Origin of the sequence: Streptomyces sp. NPDC006208 (genome assembly GCF_040613775.1) — a bacterium.
Lineage (GTDB): Bacteria > Actinomycetota > Actinomycetes > Streptomycetales > Streptomycetaceae > Streptomyces.
The window spans coordinates 1-19,507 of sequence record NZ_JBEXSW010000061.1 but is presented as its reverse complement, the minus strand read 5'-3'; the positions used below and the strand labels follow the sequence as shown (position 1 = coordinate 19,507).

Below are 19,507 nucleotides of genomic sequence, written 5' to 3'. Positions count from 1 at the left end.
GATGAAACGAATCCGCAGTCGCACACCGGGCCCCCGCACCCCGGTCGCCCTGGCGATCCCCGCACTGCTGGCCGTCGCCTTCCTGCTCCTCCCCCTCGTCGGGATCCTCGTACGGACCCAGTGGCCGGAACTCGGCAGCCATCTGACCAGCCCGGGAACGACCGAGGCGCTGAAGCTCTCGCTGCTGGTCTCGTTCTGGGCCCTCGCTCTGTCCCTGGTCCTGGGCGTACCGCTGGCGTGGCTGCTGGCCCGCGTCCCGTTCCCCGGCAAGGCGTTCGTGCGCTCCCTCGTTCTGCTGCCCATGGTGCTGCCACCGACCGTCGGCGGTGTCGCGCTGCTCCTCGCGTTCGGCCGCCGCGGGCTGCTCGGGCCCTGGCTGGAGAACACCTTCGGCATCACCCTGCCGTTCCACACCTCGGGCGCGGTCCTCGCTGCGACCTTCGTCGCCATGCCGTTCCTCGTCATCAGCCTCGAAGGCGCGCTGGGCGGGCTCCGTCCCCGCTACGAGGAGACTGCCGCCTCCCTCGGGGCCTCACCGGTGCGGGTGTTCTTCACCGTCACGATGCCGATGGTCGCCCCCGGCCTCATCGCGGGAGCAGCCCTGACCTGGGCGCGGGCGCTGGGCGAGTTCGGCGCCACCATCACCTTCGCGGGCAATCTCCCGGGCACCACCCAGACGCTGCCGCTGCAGGTGTATCTGCTGCTCCAGGACGAGCCGGAGGCCGCGACGTCGGTCTCTCTGCTGCTGCTCGCCATCGCGATGCTGGTGCTCGTCGCGCTGCGCGGCCGCTGGGCCGGCACGCCCGCCGCCCGCGCGCACGTACCCGGGCCTCCGGTGGACGAGGCGGCATCGGCACCCCTTCCCGAGCCCGACGCCACCCAGCACTCGGCACCGCAAGAGCTCTGGTCCCTGCACGCCGAGGTCACCGGCTTCAACCGGCTCACCCTGGACGCCGAACCCGGCACCACCATCGCCGTCGTCGGCCCCAACGGGGCCGGGAAGACCACCCTGTTGCGCGCACTGCTCGGCCTCACCCCACGCGCCCACGCCGAACTCCGGCTCGGCGATCACGATGTCACCGGCCTTCCCCCGCACCGCAGGGGCGTGGCCTGGGTCCCGCAGGACGGTGCCCTCTTCCCGCACATGAGCGCCCTCGCCAACACCGCGTACGGACTGCACGCCCACGGCGTCCCCCGCGCCGAAGCCCGCCGCAGCGCCCAGGAATGGCTCGACCGGCTCGGCGTCGGCCGTCTCGCCCATCGCAGACCGGCTCAGCTCTCCGGCGGACAGGCCCAGCGTGTTGCGCTCGCCCGGGCACTGGCCGCCCGCCCCCGGCTCCTCCTCCTCGACGAACCGCTCGCCGCCCTCGATCAGACCACCCGAGCCCACGTCCGGCACACCCTCCGCCGTCATCTCGACGGCTTCGGCGGCGTCTGCCTGATCGTCACTCACGACCCCGTCGAAGCCGTCGCGCTCGCCGACCGGGTCCTCGTACTCGACGACGGACGCGCCATTCAGGACGCCCCGCCCACCGAGGTGACCCGCCACCCGCGGTCCCCCTGGGTCGCCCGCATGCTCGGCCGCAACGCCTGGCCCGGCACCGCCACCGCCGAGGGCATCCAGCTCACCGGCGGCGGCACGCTCGTCGTCGCGGACCCTCTCCCGGTCGGCTCCGACGCCCTCGCGATCATCGCTCCGGAAGCCGTCGCCGTTCACCGCGACAGGCCCAGCGGCAGCCCTCGCAATGTGTGGCCCGGCGCCGTACGGGAGATCACCACCAGCGGGAGCCGGCTACGTGTCCTGATCACGTCGGAGCACGCGCCTGACCTCGTCGCCGAGATCACCCCGCAGGCCGCCGCCGAACTCGGCCTCGCCGACGGAACTCCCGTCTGGACCAGCATCAAAGCGACCGAAGCAACCGTCGTGGCCCTCTGAGCCGATGCCGCCGCGGGCGAACCGGGCGGATGATGACCAGGGCGCCCTGGCGGGAACCAGAACCCACGCCGGTTCCCCCACGCACCTCAATAGACGTCGCGGACGTACCGCTTGTCGGCGGCCAGCTGCTTGACGTAGAGAACCGCTCCGTCCTCGTCGAGACCGCCGTGTGCGACTGCGATGTCGCGCAGCGCCTGGTCGACGTCCTTGGCCATCCGCGCGGCATCGCCGCAGACGTAGAAGTGTGCGCCGTCCTGGAGCCACGACCAGAGCAGGGGACCGTGTTCGCGCATCCGGTCCTGAACGTAGATCTTGGCGCGCTGGTCGCGGGAGAAGGCGGTGTCGAGGCGGGTGAGGGTGCCATCGGCGAGGAAGGCGGTCAGCTCGTCCTGGTAGTAGAAGTCGGTGGCGCGGTGCTGTTCGCCGAAGAAGAGCCAGCCGGGGGCTCGGTGGCCACGGGCTCGGCGTTCCTCGAGGAAGCCGATGAAGGGTGCCACTCCGGTCCCGGGGCCGACCATCACCATCGGTGTGTCGGGGTCGGCCGGGGGCCGGAAGTGCGGGGAGCGCTGGACGAGGACCGGCACCGTGGCGCCGTCGACGGCATCGGCGAGGAACGGCGAGCACACGCCCTTGCGCAGGCGGCCGTGGACATTCTCGTACCGGACGACGGAGACCGTCAGCGACACCTGGTGGGGGTCGGTGAGCGGGCTGGACGATACCGAGTACAGGCGGGGCTGGAGGCGTTTGAGGACACCGGCCCACTCGTTCGGGGTGGCGCGGACGGGGCGCTCGGCGACGACGTCCACGGCCTGACGGCCCCAGGACCACCGGGCGAGTTCGCCCTTGTTGTCGGGGCGCAGCATCTTCTTCAGGTCGCGGTCGCCGGTGCGCTCGGTGATGAAGCCCAGCAGCGCCGGGGTGAGCTTGGTGATGTCCAGGTGCCGGTGCAGGGCGTCGGTGAGGGGTATCTCGCCGACGCCGGCGACGTCGACGGCGGCGGCCGGGTCGAGACCGGTGACGGCCAGCCATTCGGTCACGAGATCGGGGCAGTTGACGGGATGCACACCGAGGGCGTCGCCGACCTCGTAGGCAAGCGGAGTCTCACTGTCGCTGGTGTCGAAAGTGAACCGCCGGACCTCTTTGCCCGCGCCGGGGAGGCTGAGGAGCCGGTTGCCGGTGAGCCGGGCGGCGGCGGGGGCCGGCTGGGCACTGCGGACAGGGGCGACAGCCGGTGCGGGGGCCGAGCCGGTCGTCGGTTGTGCGGTGAGGTTGCTGAGGACCTGGTCGAGCCATGCGCGGGCGGGGAGCTCGTAGTCCGGTTCGCAGTCGGTGCGCGGGGCCAGGCGTACGGCCCCCAGCTCGTCCAGACGCTGGTCCAGGCGACGTCCATGGCCGCAGAAGTCGTCGTACGAGGAGTCCCCGAAGGCCAGGACCGCGTACCGCCTGCCGTCCATGCGCGGGATGTCCGCAGCCGTCAGGGCGTCCCAGAACCCGGATCCGTTGTCGGGTGCGTCGCCGTCACCGAACGTGCTGGTGATCAACAGGAGGTCGGCAGCGGGAGGGAGGGCGCGCGGGTCGGTGTCGTCCATACCGACGAGCTCGGCACGGTGGCCGGTCGCGGTGATCCGGTCGGCGGCGGCCGCGGCGAACTCCTCGGCATTGCCCGTCTGCGAGGCCCACAGGACGACCACTTCACGGCCCTGGGCAGTGGCCTGCGTCGTCGCTTCCTCTGTGCTCTGCGGGGCACGCGAGTACATGCCGGCGAGCACACCGTTCACCCACCGCGCGTGCTCCTCGCGGAACGGCGCACCGGCCGGCAGCACGGGAACGCCAGGCGCGCCTGATCCCAGTCCGGCCAGGAAGCCGACCAGGTACTGGCGCTCATGCTCGGCGAGTACGGGCGGTGGCGTGCTCTCCAGCCCGAGGACCGAGGCCGCGCCGGGCCGGACGGCGGTCGGCACCATCGCCGCCGGCACCTCGCCGCGTGCGGCAACGGGCGCCTGAGCCACGACTACCGGAGTGGCCACCTTGGCCAGCGTCACCGCGCACAATTTGAACTCGGGCTGGAAGGAGACCGGGTCGACGGCGTCGCTGGTCACCGCGTTGATACTCAGGTACTCCCCGAACAGGTCGTTCCAGTGGAACGGTGCGAAGCAGCAGCCCTGCCGCACCCGGTCCGTCAGAACGGCCGGCAGCACGGCCCGGCCGCGCCGGGATGCGATCTCGACCGAATCGCCCTCCCCGATCCCCAGCCTTTCAGCGTCCTGCGGATGCAGTTCGACGAACGGCGCCGGGTCGAGCTTGTTGAGCCTGGCGACCTTGCCGGTCTTGGTGAGGGTGTGCCACTGGTGCTGGAGCCGCCCGGTGTTGAGGACGAACGGGTAGTCGTCGTCGGGCATCTCCGCGGCCGGGATGTGCGGGCGGGCGAAGAAGACGGCCCGTCCACTTGCCGTCGGGAACACCGGGCCGTTGCCGTCCTCGCCCAGATAGCGGATCGGGTTGCGGTCCGGGCCATCGGCAGTCGCGGCGGGCCACTGGACGGGCGTGGCCCGCAGCCGCTCGTACGTCACGCCCCGCAGGTCGTAGCCGGTCTTCGGGTTCGCGGCGCGCTTGATCTCCTCGAAGATCTCCTCGGCGCCGGTGTAGGAGAAGGCATCGGCGTATCCCATCTCGCAGGCGATACGCGCGATGATCCGCCAGTCCGCGAGCGCCTCCCCCGGCGGGTCCACAGCCGGCTGGGCGAGGGTGAGGTTGCGTTCGCTGTTGATCAGTACGCCCTCGGTCTCGGTCCACAGGGCGCCCGGCAGCATGACGTCGGCGTAGGCGTTGGTCTCGGTGTCGGCGAACACGTCCTGCGTGATGACGAGTTCGGCTGCTTCGAGACCCTCGATGACCGTCTTACGGTTGGCGACCGAAGCGACCGGATTGGTGCAGATGATCCAGCAGGCTTTGATCTCTCCGCCCGCCATCCGCTGGAACATCTCGACGGTGCCCTTGCCCGATCCGTCCCTGCGCACCGTGCCGGGCTCAAGATCCCACAACGCCTCCACGAAGGCGCGGTCCTCGTCCACCAGCACCGACCGCTGACCGGGCAGTCCGGGGCCCATGTAGCCCATCTCGCGGCCGCCCATGGCGTTGGGCTGACCGGTGAGGGAGAACGGACCGCTGCCAGGGCGGCATATCGCGCCGGTGGCCAGGTGCAGATTGATCAGGGCATTGGTGTTCCAGGTGCCGTGGGTGGACTGGTTGAGCCCCATGGTCCAGCAGCTCATCCACTCCCCCGCCGCGCCGATCAGCTGCGCCGCCCGGCGGATGTCCGCCTCCGGGATGCCGGTGATCTCGGCGACCGTGGCGGGCGGGTAGTCCGCAAGGAACTCCGGCATCGCCTCCCAGCCCTCGGTGCGCTCCGCGATGAAGCCGGCGTCCGTGTCGCCGTTCTCCACCAGCAGGTGCAGCAGGCCGTTGAGCAGAGCCAGGTCGGCCCCCGGCTTGATCTGCAGGAAGAGGTCGGCCTTGTCGGCGGTGGCGCTGCGTCGCGGGTCGACGACGATCAGCTTGGCCCCCGCCTTCACCCTTTCCATCAGCCGCAGGAACAAGATCGGGTGGCAGTCCGCCATGTTGGAGCCGATGACGAAGAAGACATCCGCGTGCTCGAAGTCCTGGTAGGAACCGGGCGGACCGTCGGCGCCGAGGGAGAGTTTGTAGCCGGTGCCCGCACTCGCCATGCACAGACGGGAGTTGGACTCGATCTGATTGGTGCGGACAAAGCCCTTGGCCAGCTTGTTGGCCAGGTACTGGGCCTCCAGGCTCATCTGCCCGGAAACGTAGAACGCAACAGCGTCCGGGCCGTGCTCGTCGATGATCGCCCGCAGCCGCCCGGCCGTCCGCGTGATCACCTCGTCCACACCGGCAGGCACCGGCTCGGCCCCTCGCTCGGCGCGCATCAGTGCGGTGGTCATCCGGCCTGGGGCGGCGAGCATGTCGGCCGTCGTCGCACCCTTGGTGCAGAGCCTGCCGAAGTTGGCGGGGTGGGCCTTGTCGCCCGATGCCTTGAGGACCTTGCGACGGCCGTCGGGGCCGGAGGCGATCTCGAGGACCATGCCGCAGCCCACACCGCAGTACGAGCAGACCGTCCGCACCTGCGAGGCGGCCGTCGACGAGTCCTGTGGGGGCACCGGATGGCCTCTCTGTTGATCGAACGTGTCCTCGACAGTACGAAACGCCCATTACGGAGATGTGACCTCGGCCGATCATGGGCAGTAACGCTCGTCACACACCCGCCCGACCGCCACTGTGAGGAGCAGCAGGATTCGGATCTGCCAGGTGGAGCCGCAGCACACTGCGCGCATATGCCGTGCGTTCGGGACGGGGCCCGTTTGCGATCTCCACCGCACTGGAAGCAGCAGGGCCGCGCCCGCACCGATTGCGGGCGGGCAGATCGGCTGGGGACACGTCACCCGTCCCCTCGGCGGAACACAGTGAGCAAGCGGGGCACGAGGCGGGCAAGGGCGGCGTTCCCGAAGATCACATCTCCGTGCCGGACCGTGACACTCAAGCTCAGCAGACCTGCTCGAGTCTCCCGTAGGAAGGAGACACGAGGGTGGGGGCATGAACGACGGCGAAGCGCGCTACTCGATCGGTGATCTGGCCCGTCGGACCGGCCTGACGGTCAAGGCCATCCGGTTCCACTCCGATTCCGGGATCGTGCCGCCGACCGAGCGCAGCCCGGCCGGCTACCGCCGCTACGGCATCGACGCCGTCGCACGCCTGGACCTCGTGCGTACCCTGCGCGACCTGGGCCTCGACCTCCCCACGATCCGGAAGGTCGTGGACCGGGAGATCTCGCTCCCTCGGCTCGCCGCAGCGCACGCCGAAGCGCTGGAGGTGCAGATCCGCACCCTGCGTGTGCGACGCGCGGTACTGGCAGCGGTGGCCCGACGTGGCTCCGGCCGTCGGCGTACACACGAACGTCCCCAGCTTCGTACGGATGAAATGGGACAGTTGTTGACGCGGTGAGGTCTGCTGCTCGGCACTGCTGGTCGAGATCCGGGCGACGAAGTCCCAGGTGATGCTGCATTCCACCCTGGCCGCCGCCGGTGGCAGCCGTTGCTGGCCTCCCATCCCCGAGCCGTCGGCCGCGGGGCCCGTGTCGTCGCCGACACGCACTGGGACGGTCTGCCCACCGGGAAGGGACGCCGGACCACGACCGGAGAAGTGCCTCTCCAGCCTCGTCACGAGCGATCTGCGGGCCAGGAGGCCAGCCCGCTGCAGGCCCTGCTGAACCGGGCCGCCGCTACTCAGGTCGAGGTCGGCCGCCGACCCCTGTCGGTCTATGACGAGATCTGCCGCTGGCACACGCGCCGCCCCTTGACCGGGACCCAGGTCCGGGAATGGTTCGACGCCTATCGCCAGGACTGGCAACGAGAGAAGGGCGGACACTGGGCGGTCACCCGCGGCGGCGGCGAGGTGCTCGGCCGGATCGCCCTGCGCGGCCTGGACTTCGACGACGGCATCGCCAACGTCGCGTACTGGGTGCTCCCGGCCGCCCGCGGCGCCGGCGTGGCCTGCGGTGCTCTCAGGGTGCTCACTGCCTGGGCCCTGGACGAGATCGGCTTCCACCGCCTGGAGCTGGACCACTTACCCGTCCTCGTCTTCGATCTCCAGGCCGTGCCATCGGTGAGGTGCGGCCGCCGCTCGCGAGCCGCGGCCGCACCATCGCTTCCGGACTGCACGGACACTCGCCGAGGTCCTCGACCGATCTCGGCGCGAGCGGGTGAACGGGGATCACCGACGGCACCGAGATCCGGTGCGACGACCGCCGCGGGACGCACGGCCCGGGCGTCGTGACCGATCAGCGAATGTGAACCCCGGGCGGAGCCGCCGCACTCGACACGCCATCGCCAGCCTTGCACGGGCTCGTTGTCGCGAGGGAGATGGCGGTGATCAGCAGACCCTTGTGGGCCAGCCACCGGCCTTCGAGGCGGTCGGTCGATGGCCTGCGTGGGGGGTCGTGCGGCAGACGGAGCTGCGCGGTGAACGTGGCGACGCCGGCGTCGAAGGAGATGTCGGCGTCTTCGAACTCCAGGCGCTGTCCCGTGTACGGGTACCAGCTCTTGTAGACGCATTCCTTCATGCCGAACAGCAGGCGGTCCCAGTGGACTTCGGGCGCGACACGCCTCATTCTGCGTACCCTGCGCTGTTCTTCGGGCAGCGCGATGGACTCCAGGATTCCCTTCGGCAGCGGCAGGTTCGGCTCGGCGTCGATGCCCAGCAGCATCACATCGGTGGTGCGGGCGAGCGCCGCTGCGCGGTACCCGGCGCAGTGGGTGATGCTGCCGACGACTCCCTCGGGCCACTGAGGGGCTCCGTGGTCATTGGGAAGGATGGGCCGGGGCGGCAGGCCGAGCATGCCGAGGGCCTTGCGGGCGCACAGTCGGGCAGTGGTGAACTCGCGTTTCCGCGAATCCACCGCCTTCTCGATGAGTCGGCGCTCCGACGGGAAGAGGACTGCTCCCAGCGGGTCGCGGAAGGCCTCCGAGGCGGCGACATGGCTCGGGAGGATGAGTTCGATCATAGGTGCCGTCCTCCGGACGCGGACTCTTGCGGCAGAATGCGGCGAAGCCCTACGGCGGGGTGGCCGGGACGACGCCATTCACGTGGGTAGCCGACGGAGACTTCCTCGAACCTCACCCCGTCGTGCCAGGTCGTGCGCGGGATGTGCAGATGCCCGTAGACGACGGTGTGCGCCCGGAAGCGGCGGTGCCATTCCGCGGTGCGCACGGTGCCGCACCACTGCGCGAATTCGGGGTATCTCAGAACATGGGTGGGGTCGCGGACGAGTGGATAGTGGTTGACGAGCACGGTCGGCAACGCCGGGTCACATGCCGACAGACGTTGCTCGCTCTCCACGACTCTCGCATCGCACCAGGCCTCTCGGCTGGGGTAGGGGTCGGGGTGCAGGAAGTACTCGTCGGTGCAGACGACACCCCGGCTGTGGGCAACGGCCAGGGACTCTTCCTTGGTGTCGGTGCCCGGAGCCCGGAAGGTGTAGTCGTAGAGAACGAACAGCGGCGCCACCGTGACCGGCCCGCCCGGCCCGTCCCACAGGGCGTACGGGTCCTCGGGAGTGAGGATGCCGAGGCCTCTGCACAGTTCCACGAGGTGCTCGTACCGTTGCCGCCCGCGCAGTTGCAGGGGGTCATCGGGGGGTGTCCACAGTTCGTGATTGCCAGGGGCCCAGATGACCCGGGCGAACCTGTCGCTCAAGGCAGTGAGCGCCCAGGCGATGTCGTGGGAGAACTCACCCACGTCGCCCGCGACGATCAGCCAGTCCTCATCGGTTATCGGTCGTAGATCCTCCACGATCTTGCGGTTCTCCGCGTGATTGACATGGAGGTCGCTGATGGCCAGCAGGTTTCCCCGGCTCATACGTCCTTCACTGGTCCTCTGCGTGTTGCGAGTCGGGCGGGTCGGCAGCCCTGCGAGCAGGGGTGGCGCCGTCGTGGCCCATCTGGGTCGGCAGGTCGAAGGACGCCGACGGACCTGTCGTACCTTTCGCGATCAGCTGCTTGTTCCGGGCGTTGGACTCGACGGACGTGCCGAGACCGGCGTACTGGCGCACCGTCCACGGCCGCCCGGTGTGCATCGACGGGTGGACACCCCGCGCGAAGGGGCAGGTGGCCGGGCCCACCCAGCTTGTCGGCCGGCTCCCACTCCGCGAGCGCGTCCGGTCCATGGACCGGCTCAATGGGCAGTCCGGACTCGGACTCGCGCGCCACATGCTGTGCGCCGATGACAGTTCCTCCCCATGACGGTCTCGATGTGCTGCGATGACGTGGTCGACCACGCACCGTGCGGCGGCTCAGTAGGGGTTCACCGGCTTCCGGTTGCTCATCGGCTCCACGATTCCGGCATGCCTCGCCGGAATCGTGGAGCGACTGTTCGACCTCCGGCCCCGGCTGGGCCGCCACCGGAGCGAACGCCCGGCGGAGCCGTACGGAACCGGTCGCGGCACTGTCGGAGTGGTGTCCCGCCGCGCCGCTATCCCCCGGTGCCGGTCGGGGTCCGTCGTCCTCGCAGCTCTTCGCCCAGCCGGCGCATTCCCTCGTCGAAGTCGATCCGCGGGCGGTACCCGAACTCGGATCGGAGTCTTTCGCTGGAGAAGCCCTGCTCTGTCGTCAGTATGTCCACCGCCAGCCTGGTCAGCGGCGGACTCGATCGAAGACGGAGCCCGCGATAGGTGGCCTCGATCCCCCATGCGGCGGCGTACGCGACACGGCGGGGAATCCGGACGAAGCGCGGCTGCGGCAGGCCCGCGATCTCGGCCAGGCGCTCGAAGTAGGTCTGCCAGCTGACCGTTGAATCATCGGTGATGTTGAATGCCCGGCCCACGCTCCGCGCGTCGGACGCGACGAGCAGAATCGCGTCCACGGCGTTCGTGACCTCGGTGAGCCCCGCCGAACGGTCTGCCGGGAGCATGGGGACACCTTGGCGCAGCAGCTCCAGCGCGTCATCCACGAAGGTGCGCGAACGCGGTCCGTACAGGCTGGCCGGCCGCACCACGACGGTGGGCAGATCGTGCTTGTCGACGAACTGCCACAGCAGTTCCTCGGCCTCGATCTTGGTGTCGCCGTAGAGGAATCCACGCCGACGCAACGGCGCGCTCTCGTCGACGGGGCGATCGGGGTGGCCGTAGACGTCTGTCGAGCTGACGTGCACGAACAGGCCCACGCCCGCCGCACTACTGGCCTCCAGCACATTCTGCAGGCTGGTCACGTTGGCGGCTCGGAACTCGTCCCAGGTGCCCCAGTCCTTGACCAGTGCGGCACAGTGGAATACGCGGTCGAAACCCTCGACGCAGCGCATGAGCGAACTGCGGTCCAGGAGGTCGGCCTCCACGACGTCGACCCCTAGGAGGTCGAGGTGGCTGCGGTCGCTGGACCTGCGTACCAGGGCCGTCACGTTCTCGCCGGCGGCGAGAAGACCCTCCACGAGATGGCTTCCCAGGAATCCGCTGGCCCCGGTCACCAGGTTGCGCATGTCTTGTCCTTCTTTCGGAAGCACATATGGACTCGGCGGCTGGTGAAGACCACGGAGTCCACCTGCTCGTTGGTGTGCGCCGCATCGAAGACGGGCTGTTGGCGGCGGTCCGGAGCATCTCTACGAACTCGGCGACGTCTGCCTGTCGCCGAGCTGTCGAATCCGGGTGGCATTCAGGAGTACTTCGACCAGTTGCGGCCGATCCCGCGAACGAGAGAGGGAACCACCAATGTGCGCCGGAATGGCGTGATTCCGGCCATATAGGCTTTCCCGAACCATCCATTGGGTCGTACCAGCGCGGCCATCTCGCCGCGATAGCCACCGGACCCGTCCGGTACCCAACCGATGTGCATCACCACGTGCACGGTCTTGTTGGCCATTTCGGCCGCCCACTCCGTCTCGGCCTGGTAGACGGAACGGAGAGGCACCACCGCGAAGTCGGGTCCGCGTGGCCCGTCGCGCAGATCGTCCGGCAACCGGTCACGCAGCGACGCCACTCGTTTGCCGACGCCGTCTTCGGATCGGTCCAGGCGGAACAGCGCACCGAGCTTCCAGCGAATCGCGAACAGGACGCGAAGCACGGCAGCGGACATCTCGGAGTCGTCGTCCGAAGTGAACTGCTTCACCAGTCGCGGCAGATCGTCCGGCCCGCCCGGCGTCGGCAGTGCCCACACGTCCTCGAGTGTGAAGTCTTGTGTGAACTCATGGATACGCCAGGGCCTGGCGGTATACATGTCATTCGGAATCCTCATACAGCGACAGCCTTCCGAGTGCGGGCTCGGAGTGCCATGCGAGCACCGTGCTCAGGCTTGATGAGGATTCCCCGGTGGTGCACCCGCTCCGGCGTCTTGTCGGGCCGGTGCAGATCAAAGTGAGTGAGGACAACGCGCAGCACGCTCTTCATCTCGTCGATCGCGATCTTGTCGCCGGGGCAACGGGTGATGTTGCCTCCGAACGGGGCCCAGGCGCTCAGATCCAGCTTGACATTGAGATACCGCTCGGGGCGAAACGCCTTGGGTTCCTCGAAATTGTGCGGATCAGTGCTCAGCAGATGGGCACTCGCCCACACGATGTCGCCGGGCTCGTAGTACACGCCGCCGATCTGGATCGGGGCCATCACCTCACGAGGCATGAGCAGCGGCAGCGGCGGGCGGAGGCGCAGCACCTCGTAGCAGACCGCCTCGAGGTAGTCATCGGTCTCGCCTGCGTCGATCTCGTCCCGCAAGCGCTCGAGTTCGACGGGGAACCGGCTCAGGTACTCGAGCGCCCATGCGACGGACGACACGGTCGTCTCCGTACCCGCGAGGAACAACGTCATGATTTCGTCGCGCAGTTCCACATCGGTCAGCTTGCGGCCGTCGACTTCGATGCTGAGCATCATCGACAACAGGTCGTCGCCGAGCTGGCCGATCGCCCGACGCTCGTTGAAGGCCTCGAAGAGCAGTTCGTCCGCGCGGCGCCGGTGCTTCAGGAAGGGGGCCAGGCCGGTGCTCGGGATCGACTTGATCACCCAGTTCGAAAAGCGCGACATCTGCTCCAGCGGGAAGGCCGCCGTCATGTGGTTGTTGAGCTCCACCACACCCATGATCTCTTCGATCATTTCGTTCCAGCGCGAAGGAACGACCTTGCCGAAGACGACCTCGCGGATCACCTCGACGGTGAACCGGTGGATGATCGGCCGCAGCGGCATCACCTTGTTCTGCGGCCAGTTGGGGATGTCACGCTCGGCCATTTCCTCGATCGCGGCCTTGATTCGCTGATACGCCGTGCCCTTGAAGCTCGGCAGCAGTTCCTTCCGCCTGACCTTGTGCTCGTCCCCATCGAGGAAGGCGAGGCCGGTCCTGCCGAAGAACTTCCGGGAGACATCGTTGCCGTTGCTGGTGTGCAGGACGTCGGGAGACGCGTGGAACATTTCCCTGACATCCACCGGGTCGGAAATGACATACATGTCGGGACCGGGCCTGAGCTGCAGCTTGAACCGGTGGCCGAGCTTGTCCCGGACCTTCTCGAGCCAATCCGTCTGGTACTTCGTGAAAAGGTATGTCTGCAAGGCTCCCGGCGCGCTCGGTGCCGGGAGATCAGCAGCTCGGATCGTGATCGGAGGACGCCTGGCAGAATGATCTATCGGGCAGCGGCCGGCGGGAGTCGTGTCGAGAGTGCTCATTTCCGTCCCTGGATTTCGTGGATCACTGGTGATCGGACATCAGATGGGGGTAACGCGCCGGGTCGTCCAGTGGGTCGAGCAAACCGGAGTGGGCGACTCGTCCTTCTCCTCGCCCCGGGTGGCCGGGGCAGGCCACACCGGCGCCGCCGTTCTTCTCGCCGGCCAAACCTGCTCCCCCCTCCCGGACGCGCGGCATGGTCGCGTTTCAACTACTCTCGTGCTGTCGAGGCTGAGATGACCGGACACCATGAAGAGCCCGCGAACACCGCTGTGGATACAGGTCACTTGGATGCAATTCACCAAGGGAGCCGGCGGAGACGTGGACAAGTGAGCAGCCGATCTCCCGGTGCAGTCGTCTGCGTCTCGCCGCGCCGGTGGGGTTCAGGGATCGGCGCAGTGCCGGCCGGTGCATGAAGCCATCGGCAGTGGCCCGTCCGTACTGCTCAGCAGGGCCCCGCAGCTGCGGGTCACGTCCCTGGAACGCCTCCACGAGGCCCCAGAGGGGCAGCCCAGAGTGCATACCCGGCCCGATCGGCCAGTGGCCCCACGGGGACAGCCTCGAAGTCGGCCGGCTGGGCAATCGCACCGACGAGCCGGTCGAAGAGGAGAGTTCGGTATTGCACCGGCTGTCTGCTCAGCCGTCACATCCAGCACCAATGCCCGGTCGACGAGACCACGGACACTCCGCCACAGGAACTCCGACCGTCATTTCCTTGCGGTCGGCTCCTCCGCCCACAGTCGTCGCTCGCGGCAGCCCAGGGACGTCGGCAGCTCCTGCCGACTCGAGACGCTCGGCCGCAAGCCTCGGGGATGCGGGGAACGGGAACGGCTGAACGATGCGCTTGTACATCGGCTCGTGAAGGTCCGCCCTGGCGGAAGCCGGGAGAGCCGAAGCCGTACGACGAAGTCAGTGTCGCGCAGGGTGTCGCGCGGGACCTGGTCGGCTCTGCCAGGGGGCGCCGTCCGAAGCATCTGGAGCGGGCTCGACCGGCGTCAGGCCCAACGCTCCGAAATATCCGGTGCGCCCATTGATCAACTCAAGGAGACAGGGCCGCGGTCCTTCGCGATGGAGCGCCCATCCACTTTTCGCTGAGTGCTTAAAACTTGAAATAAAGCCTTCACGCTCTCCGTCACCCTCTCGGGGCACGGCCCAATAGCATCCGCAAGCCTGCGGAGCACTGCTTCATCAGAGGCTTCTTCCGTGTGGCCGTCACTCGCATTCACTGATCTCTCCGCTGATGTAGGAGTTGGTGTGTGCAGGTGGTTGAACCCTCGAATATCACGTTCATTGGGGAGACGGGGGTCCAGCGTTCGCACAGTTTCAGGGGGACAGGGGCCGCATGGGTGAGGCGAGCGCTGCGGCGAGCAATTCGTACCCTTCGGCGAACCCGCGAAACCGATTGAGGGCTCGCCCCAGCGCGGTTTCAGAGCTTTGCTGACCGAATAGGTGTGGTGGTCACGGCAGTGTGACGATGGCCCGTCGGGCCGCTGCGAGGACGACGAAGCACGGCGCGACCGCCGTTCCGGCCGATGCGTCGGGATGCGGCCCGGCCGGTACCGACGCCGTGGTGGTGGATGACAAGAGCGCCCGCGGCTCGCGGCGCAGGGGCGCTGTGACCGCGCGTCTGCTGGGGGCTCATCGAGGGTCGGCTCCACTTCGTCCGGGACGTCACCCTCCGCGACGACGTCTCCAAGGGCCATGTCGGCCGCAATGTCGCGATCGACCGGCCCCGGCCGCCACATGCATGACCGGCGGCGACACGTGATCACCCAGACTCTGGAAGCACCCGGGGTCTCGTCCCCAGCCCAACAGGCGTAACTCGAGCGGCACTTGAGGCCGTGCTAGCGCGCCGGATCCGCGACGTGCTCGTGGAGCGCTGGCAACGCCTGGCCCCTGGCGGGCAGTTGACCGGTGCTCTGCCGCCACAGCCCACACAGATGCTGTGGCTCTCCTCGCTCGACGGCATCGTATACCGACTCTTCGGCCTCCGAGTCGATGCTGCGACCACCGCGGTGGAGCTCGTCCGGAAAACGTCCACTGCGACCGACGTCGTGACCAACACCGAGGACGCCCATGTGGTGCGCGCGACCACGCCCAGGTGACCGTCGGTTTCGGAACCGATGTGTATCCAGTCGGGCGCCCGGGGGCTCTGTACTTGAGATTCGCGAGGCTGAGGCAGCCCGAAGGCTGCCGTGCATCCACCAACAGAGGGTCAGGGTTCCGAATGTCGTACGTTTCGCGTGAGTGCTCCTCGCGCCGCGATCCGAGGAGTGTCAGTTGTTGAACCGAATCGCCGACCTCGCGATCAACAGGCCCAAGCGGGTCCTGCTGATCACGTTGATCGCGGCGCTCGCCTTCGCGGCTCTCGGTGCAGGGCTCACGTCGCGGCTCACCCTGGGTGGTTACGAGAGCCCGTCGACCGAATCCGCGCGCGCCGCCGAGGCGCTCGAGGACCGGTTCGAGCAGGGGCCACCGAACCTCGTGATCCTTGTGGAGGATGCGCGCGGGGTGGACGCTCCTGAAGTGGCCGCGGCCGGTGCGCGGCTGACCAAGCAGGTCGCCGCCGAGGAGGGCGTCAGCGACGTCGTCTCCTACTGGACGACGGAATCCTCCGCGCTGCGCGGCAAGGACAAGAAGCAAGCGCTGGTGCTCGGACGCATCGCCGGCGACTTCGACGCGGTGCAGGACCGTGCCAAGGAGCTGAAGAAGACCTACTCGGGGACGTCACACGGACTCAAGGTCAAACTCGGCGGTGCCGGCCTCATGTGGCTGGAGAACCTCGAGACGGCGGCCGACGACTCGCTGAAGGCCGAGGCCTTCTTCCTTCCCGTGGTGCTCGTGCTGTTGGTGCTGATCTTCGGCAGCTTCCTTGCCGCGCTCCTGCCGCTGGCGGTCGCGATTTCCACGACGCTCGTGGTGACGGGACTGCTGTTCGTCATCACGTTCTTCGTCGAGACCGCGGACATGGTGACCATCGTCGCCACGTTCCTCGGCCTGGGCCTGGCCATCGACTACAGCCTGCTCTTCATCACCCGGTACAGAGAAGAACTCGCCGACGGCGCCGCGGTGCCGGACGCCATCCGCACGACGATGCGGACCGTCGGACGTACCGTGATCTTCTCCGCGACCACCCTGGCCGTGGCCCTCGGTTCCATGCTGGTGCTGCCGTTCACGGTCTTCCACTCGCTGGCGATCGGCGCCGTACTCACCGGTCTCACCGCCGCCGCCGCCACGCTGCTGTTGGTGCCCGCCCTGTTGGTCTGGATGGGGCCGGACCGGGTCGTCGGGCGTCGCGGCCGCAAGCGCACCGCCGCCCGTGCCGACAGCGAGGGCTTCTGGCACAAGCTCGCGATGTTCGTGATGCGCCGCCCGGTGCCGCTTCTCCTGGCGGTGCTGGCCTTCATGACGTTCCTCGCCTCTCCGGCGCTGGACATGAAGGTGCGGCTGCCCGACGAGCAGATCCTGCCGCCCACGGCGCAGTCGGCGCAGGTCGCCTCGGCCGTCCGGGACAAGTTCGACAACCGCGAACAGGACACGCTGCAGGTGGTGGCGTCGGGGGTCGGGAATCCCACTACTCGTACATCAGACATCGACCAGTACGCGAAGCGGCTCTCGCAGTACGAGGCGGTCGCCAGAGTGGACGCGCTCACCGGCGGCTACAGCGACGGCCGGAAGGTGGTGGAGCCGGATCCCACCTCGAAGCGGTTCGCCACCGATGGCGACACGTACCTGTCGTTGGTGCTCGACGTCGACCCCTATGGTGACGAGGCCGCGCAGCTGGTCCGCACCGTACGTGACGCCTCAGCGCCGTTCGAGATCACCGTCGGCGGCACGCCGGCTGTCTCGGTCGACACCTTCGACGTGCTGGGCGACCGGTTGCCGATTGCGCTGGCCATCCTCGGGATCGGCAGCTTCATCCTGCTGTTCCTGCTGACGGGAAGCGTCCTGCTGCCGATAAAGGCGATCCTGCTGAGCGCGCTGAGCCTGTCGGCGACCTTCGGCGCGCTGGTGTACATCCTCCAAGAGGGCCATCTGCAGTGGCTCGTGGGCGACTTCGTCGTCACCGGAGCGCTCACCTGGCTCGTGCCCATCGTCGTGATCGCGATCGCGTTCGCGCTCTCGCTCGACTACGCGGTCTTCATTCTGTCGCGCATCACGGAGGAATACCGCAGGACCGGCCGGAACGAAGAGGCGGTCGCGGTCGGCCTGGAACGTACCGGCCGGGTCGTGACGTACGCGGCACTGTTGCTCGCCCTGGCATTCGTCGGGCTCACGTTCTCGAGCATCAGCTACGTCAAGGGACTGGGAATCGGCCTGCCCCTGGCCGTGCTGCTCGACGCGACGTTGGTCCGCGGTGTGCTCGTACCCGCGTTCATGCGGCTGCTGGGCAACGCCAACTGGTGGGCCCCGGCTCCGCTGAAGCGGATCCACGACCGGTTCGGCATCAGCGAATCGGACACCACCACCACCGACGAGAAGAAGCCGGTCATGGCCGGCACGAACAGCTGAGGCGTTCTGTCCGCCCCTCCCGGGGTGACGATCAATCCGCCCCCCGGGGCGCTGACTTGGAGGTGCCCAGAAACATGCCCATCGATGAGAACGAACTCGTCGAGGCGCTCCGGAAATCGCTCAAGGAGAACGACCGGCTGCGTCAGGACAAGCACCGCATCCTGGACCAGATGAGCGAGCCGCTGGCGATCGTGGGAATGAGCTGCCGCTATCCGGGGGGAGTCACCTCCCCGGAGGAGCTCTGGGAGCTGGTGGCGTCCGGGCGTGACGCGGTCTCCGAGATGCCGACCGACCGCGGTTGGGACCTGGAGCGGCTCTACGACCCGGACCCGGACCAGCCCGGGAAGTTCTACAACCAGGGCGGCGGCTTCCTCGACTCGGTGGCCGACTTCGACGCCGAGTTCTTCGGTGTGAGTCCCCGCGAGGCCCTGGCGATGGATCCGCAGCAGCGCCTGATGCTGCCGGTGGTGTGGGAGGCGCTGGAGAACGCGGGGATCGACCCGACATCCCTGTCCGGTAGCGACACCGGTGTCTTCTGTGGTGTGACCAGCTCCGACTACGGCAGCGGATCGGCGCCGGAACTGGAGGGGTACCGGCTGACGGGCAAGTCTTCGAGTGTGGCGTCCGGCCGCATCTCCTACGCCCTGGGCCTGGAAGGGCCGGCGGTGTCGGTGGACACGGCGTGCTCCTCGTCGGCGGTGGCACTGCATCTGGCTGCGCAGTCCCTGCGCTCCGGCGAGTGCTCGATGGCCCTGGTCGGCGGTGCGACCGTGCTGTCCGGTCCCTTCCTGTTCGTGGAGTTCAGCCGGCAGCGCGGGCTCTCGGCGGACGGCCGCTGCAAGTCGTACGCAGCGGCCGCCGACGGTACCGGCTTCTCCGAGGGCGTCGGCCTCGTCGTGCTCGAGCGGCTGTCGGACGCACGGCGCAAGGGCCACAACGTGCTGGCCGTGATCCGCGGCACCGCGGTGAACCAGGACGGCGCGAGCAACGGCCTGACGGCGCCGAACGGTCCCTCGCAGGAGCGGGTGATCCGGGCAGCGCTGGCAAACGCGGGGTTGACTCCCGCGGACGTGGACGCGGTGGAGGGCCACGGCACGGGTACGAAGCTGGGTGACCCGATCGAGGCGCAAGCGCTGCTGGCGACGTACGGCCGTGAGCGGGCGGCCGATCCGCTGTGGCTGGGCTCCATCAAGTCCAACATCGGGCACACGTCCGCTGCCGCGGGTGTGGCCGGTGTGATCAAGATGGTGATGGCGATGCGGCACGGGGTGCTGCCCCGGACGCTGCACGTGGACGAGCCGTCGCCGCACATCGACTGGTCGGCGGGTGCGGTCGAGCTGCTGACCGAGGCCCGGGACTGGACCGCCACCGACCACCCGCGCCGCGCGGCCGTGTCGTCGTTCGGGATCAGTGGGACGAACGCTCACGTGATTCTGGAGGAGGCCCCGGCCCAGGAGCCGGCCGAGCAGTCGGATGAGCCGTCCCGGCCGCTGGGTGCGGTGCCGGTCATGGTGTCCGCGAAGTCTGCGGCGGCGCTGCGGGAGCAGGCGGACCGTCTGCGGGCCCATCTCCTGGCGAAGCCGGAGGTGTCGCTCGCGGACACGGCGTTCTCGTCGGTGGTGTCGCGTGCGCAGCACGAGTACCGGGCGCTTGTGGTGGCTTCGGATCGGGATGAGCTGCTGACCCGGTTGGCCGGTCTGGTGGCGGACGAGCCCGGTGCTGGTGTGGTCGAGGGTCGTGTGGCGGGCGGTAAGACGGCGTTCCTGTTCACGGGTCAGGGTGCGCAGCGGGCTCGTATGGGTGCCGAACTGGCCCAGGAGTTCCCGGGGTTCGCCGCTGCGTTGGACGTGGTGTGTGC

The 19,507-nt window shown here is 68.6% G+C and carries 11 protein-coding genes and 2 pseudogenes; 6 read left to right on the top strand and 7 right to left on the bottom strand.

The genetic code is table 11. The features are described 5' to 3' along the window. The first annotated feature begins 1 nt into the window (after position 1). Positions 2 to 1,936: an ABC transporter permease gene (locus ABZ208_RS34450; protein ID WP_356913374.1), complete on the top strand. Its 1,935-nt coding sequence runs from the start codon at positions 2 to 4 to the stop codon at positions 1,934 to 1,936. Positions 1,937 to 2,022: 86 nt separating this feature from the next. Here the strand turns inward: ABZ208_RS34450 and ABZ208_RS34445 are convergent, their stop codons facing one another. Then, positions 2,023 to 6,075, bottom strand: a complete 4,053-nt coding sequence (locus tag ABZ208_RS34445; protein WP_356913398.1) for a bifunctional nitrate reductase/sulfite reductase flavoprotein subunit alpha — start codon at positions 6,073 to 6,075, stop codon at positions 2,023 to 2,025. A 469-nt stretch (positions 6,076 to 6,544) separates the two neighbouring features. On the opposite strand from ABZ208_RS34445, the pseudogene ABZ208_RS34440 reads away from it, so the two are divergent. Together ABZ208_RS34440 and ABZ208_RS34435 are read left to right on the top strand one after the other, a co-directional pair. Continuing rightward, a pseudogene (locus ABZ208_RS34440) lies at positions 6,545 to 6,883 on the top strand (MerR family transcriptional regulator); the annotation flags it as partial. A gap of 318 nt (positions 6,884 to 7,201) precedes the next feature. Then, on the top strand, positions 7,202 to 7,783 hold the full coding sequence (locus ABZ208_RS34435) for a GNAT family N-acetyltransferase (protein WP_356913397.1): 582 nt from the start codon (positions 7,202 to 7,204) through the stop codon (positions 7,781 to 7,783). Between the two features lie 4 nt (positions 7,784 to 7,787). Here the strand turns inward: ABZ208_RS34435 and ABZ208_RS34430 are convergent, their stop codons facing one another. From ABZ208_RS34430 to ABZ208_RS34405, 6 genes and pseudogenes are all read right to left on the bottom strand, one after another. After that, positions 7,788 to 8,510 carry a 4'-phosphopantetheinyl transferase superfamily protein gene (locus ABZ208_RS34430; protein ID WP_356913373.1) on the bottom strand — a complete coding sequence of 241 codons (723 nt, stop codon included), beginning with the start codon at positions 8,508 to 8,510 and terminating at the stop codon, positions 7,788 to 7,790. Further along, positions 8,507 to 9,364, bottom strand: a complete 858-nt coding sequence (locus ABZ208_RS34425; protein ID WP_356913372.1) for a metallophosphoesterase — start codon at positions 9,362 to 9,364, stop codon at positions 8,507 to 8,509. The genes ABZ208_RS34430 and ABZ208_RS34425 overlap by 4 nt, the downstream gene beginning before the upstream one ends. A gap of 70 nt (positions 9,365 to 9,434) precedes the next feature. Further along, positions 9,435 to 9,714: pseudogene (locus ABZ208_RS34420) on the bottom strand (methylmalonyl-CoA mutase family protein); the annotation flags it as partial. A gap of 262 nt (positions 9,715 to 9,976) precedes the next feature. Beyond that, entirely contained in the window at positions 9,977 to 10,975 is a 999-nt protein-coding gene (locus ABZ208_RS34415) for an NAD-dependent epimerase/dehydratase family protein (protein WP_356913371.1), read from the bottom strand. 173 nt (positions 10,976 to 11,148) lie between these two features. Further along, positions 11,149 to 11,727, bottom strand: coding sequence for a DUF2867 domain-containing protein (locus ABZ208_RS34410; protein ID WP_356913370.1), 579 nt, complete (start codon positions 11,725 to 11,727; stop codon positions 11,149 to 11,151). Beyond that, the gene (locus ABZ208_RS34405; RefSeq protein ID WP_356913369.1) at positions 11,724 to 13,139 is read right to left on the bottom strand and encodes a cytochrome P450; all 1,416 of its coding nucleotides are present in this window, start codon (positions 13,137 to 13,139) and stop codon (positions 11,724 to 11,726) included. Before ABZ208_RS34405 ends, ABZ208_RS34410 begins: the two co-directional genes overlap by 4 nt. Positions 13,140 to 14,978: 1,839 nt before the next feature. On the opposite strand from ABZ208_RS34405, the gene ABZ208_RS34400 reads away from it, so the two are divergent. The 3 genes from ABZ208_RS34400 to ABZ208_RS34390 form a co-directional block, all read left to right on the top strand. Further along, the gene (locus ABZ208_RS34400; protein WP_356913368.1) at positions 14,979 to 15,242 is read left to right on the top strand and encodes a hypothetical protein; all 264 of its coding nucleotides are present in this window, start codon (positions 14,979 to 14,981) and stop codon (positions 15,240 to 15,242) included. Positions 15,243 to 15,417: 175 nt separating this feature from the next. Continuing rightward, positions 15,418 to 17,649, top strand: a complete 2,232-nt coding sequence (locus tag ABZ208_RS34395; RefSeq protein WP_356913367.1) for an MMPL family transporter — start codon at positions 15,418 to 15,420, stop codon at positions 17,647 to 17,649. A gap of 74 nt (positions 17,650 to 17,723) precedes the next feature. After that, on the top strand, positions 17,724 to 19,507 hold a 1,784-nt coding region (locus ABZ208_RS34390), incomplete at its 3' end, for a type I polyketide synthase (RefSeq protein ID WP_356913366.1).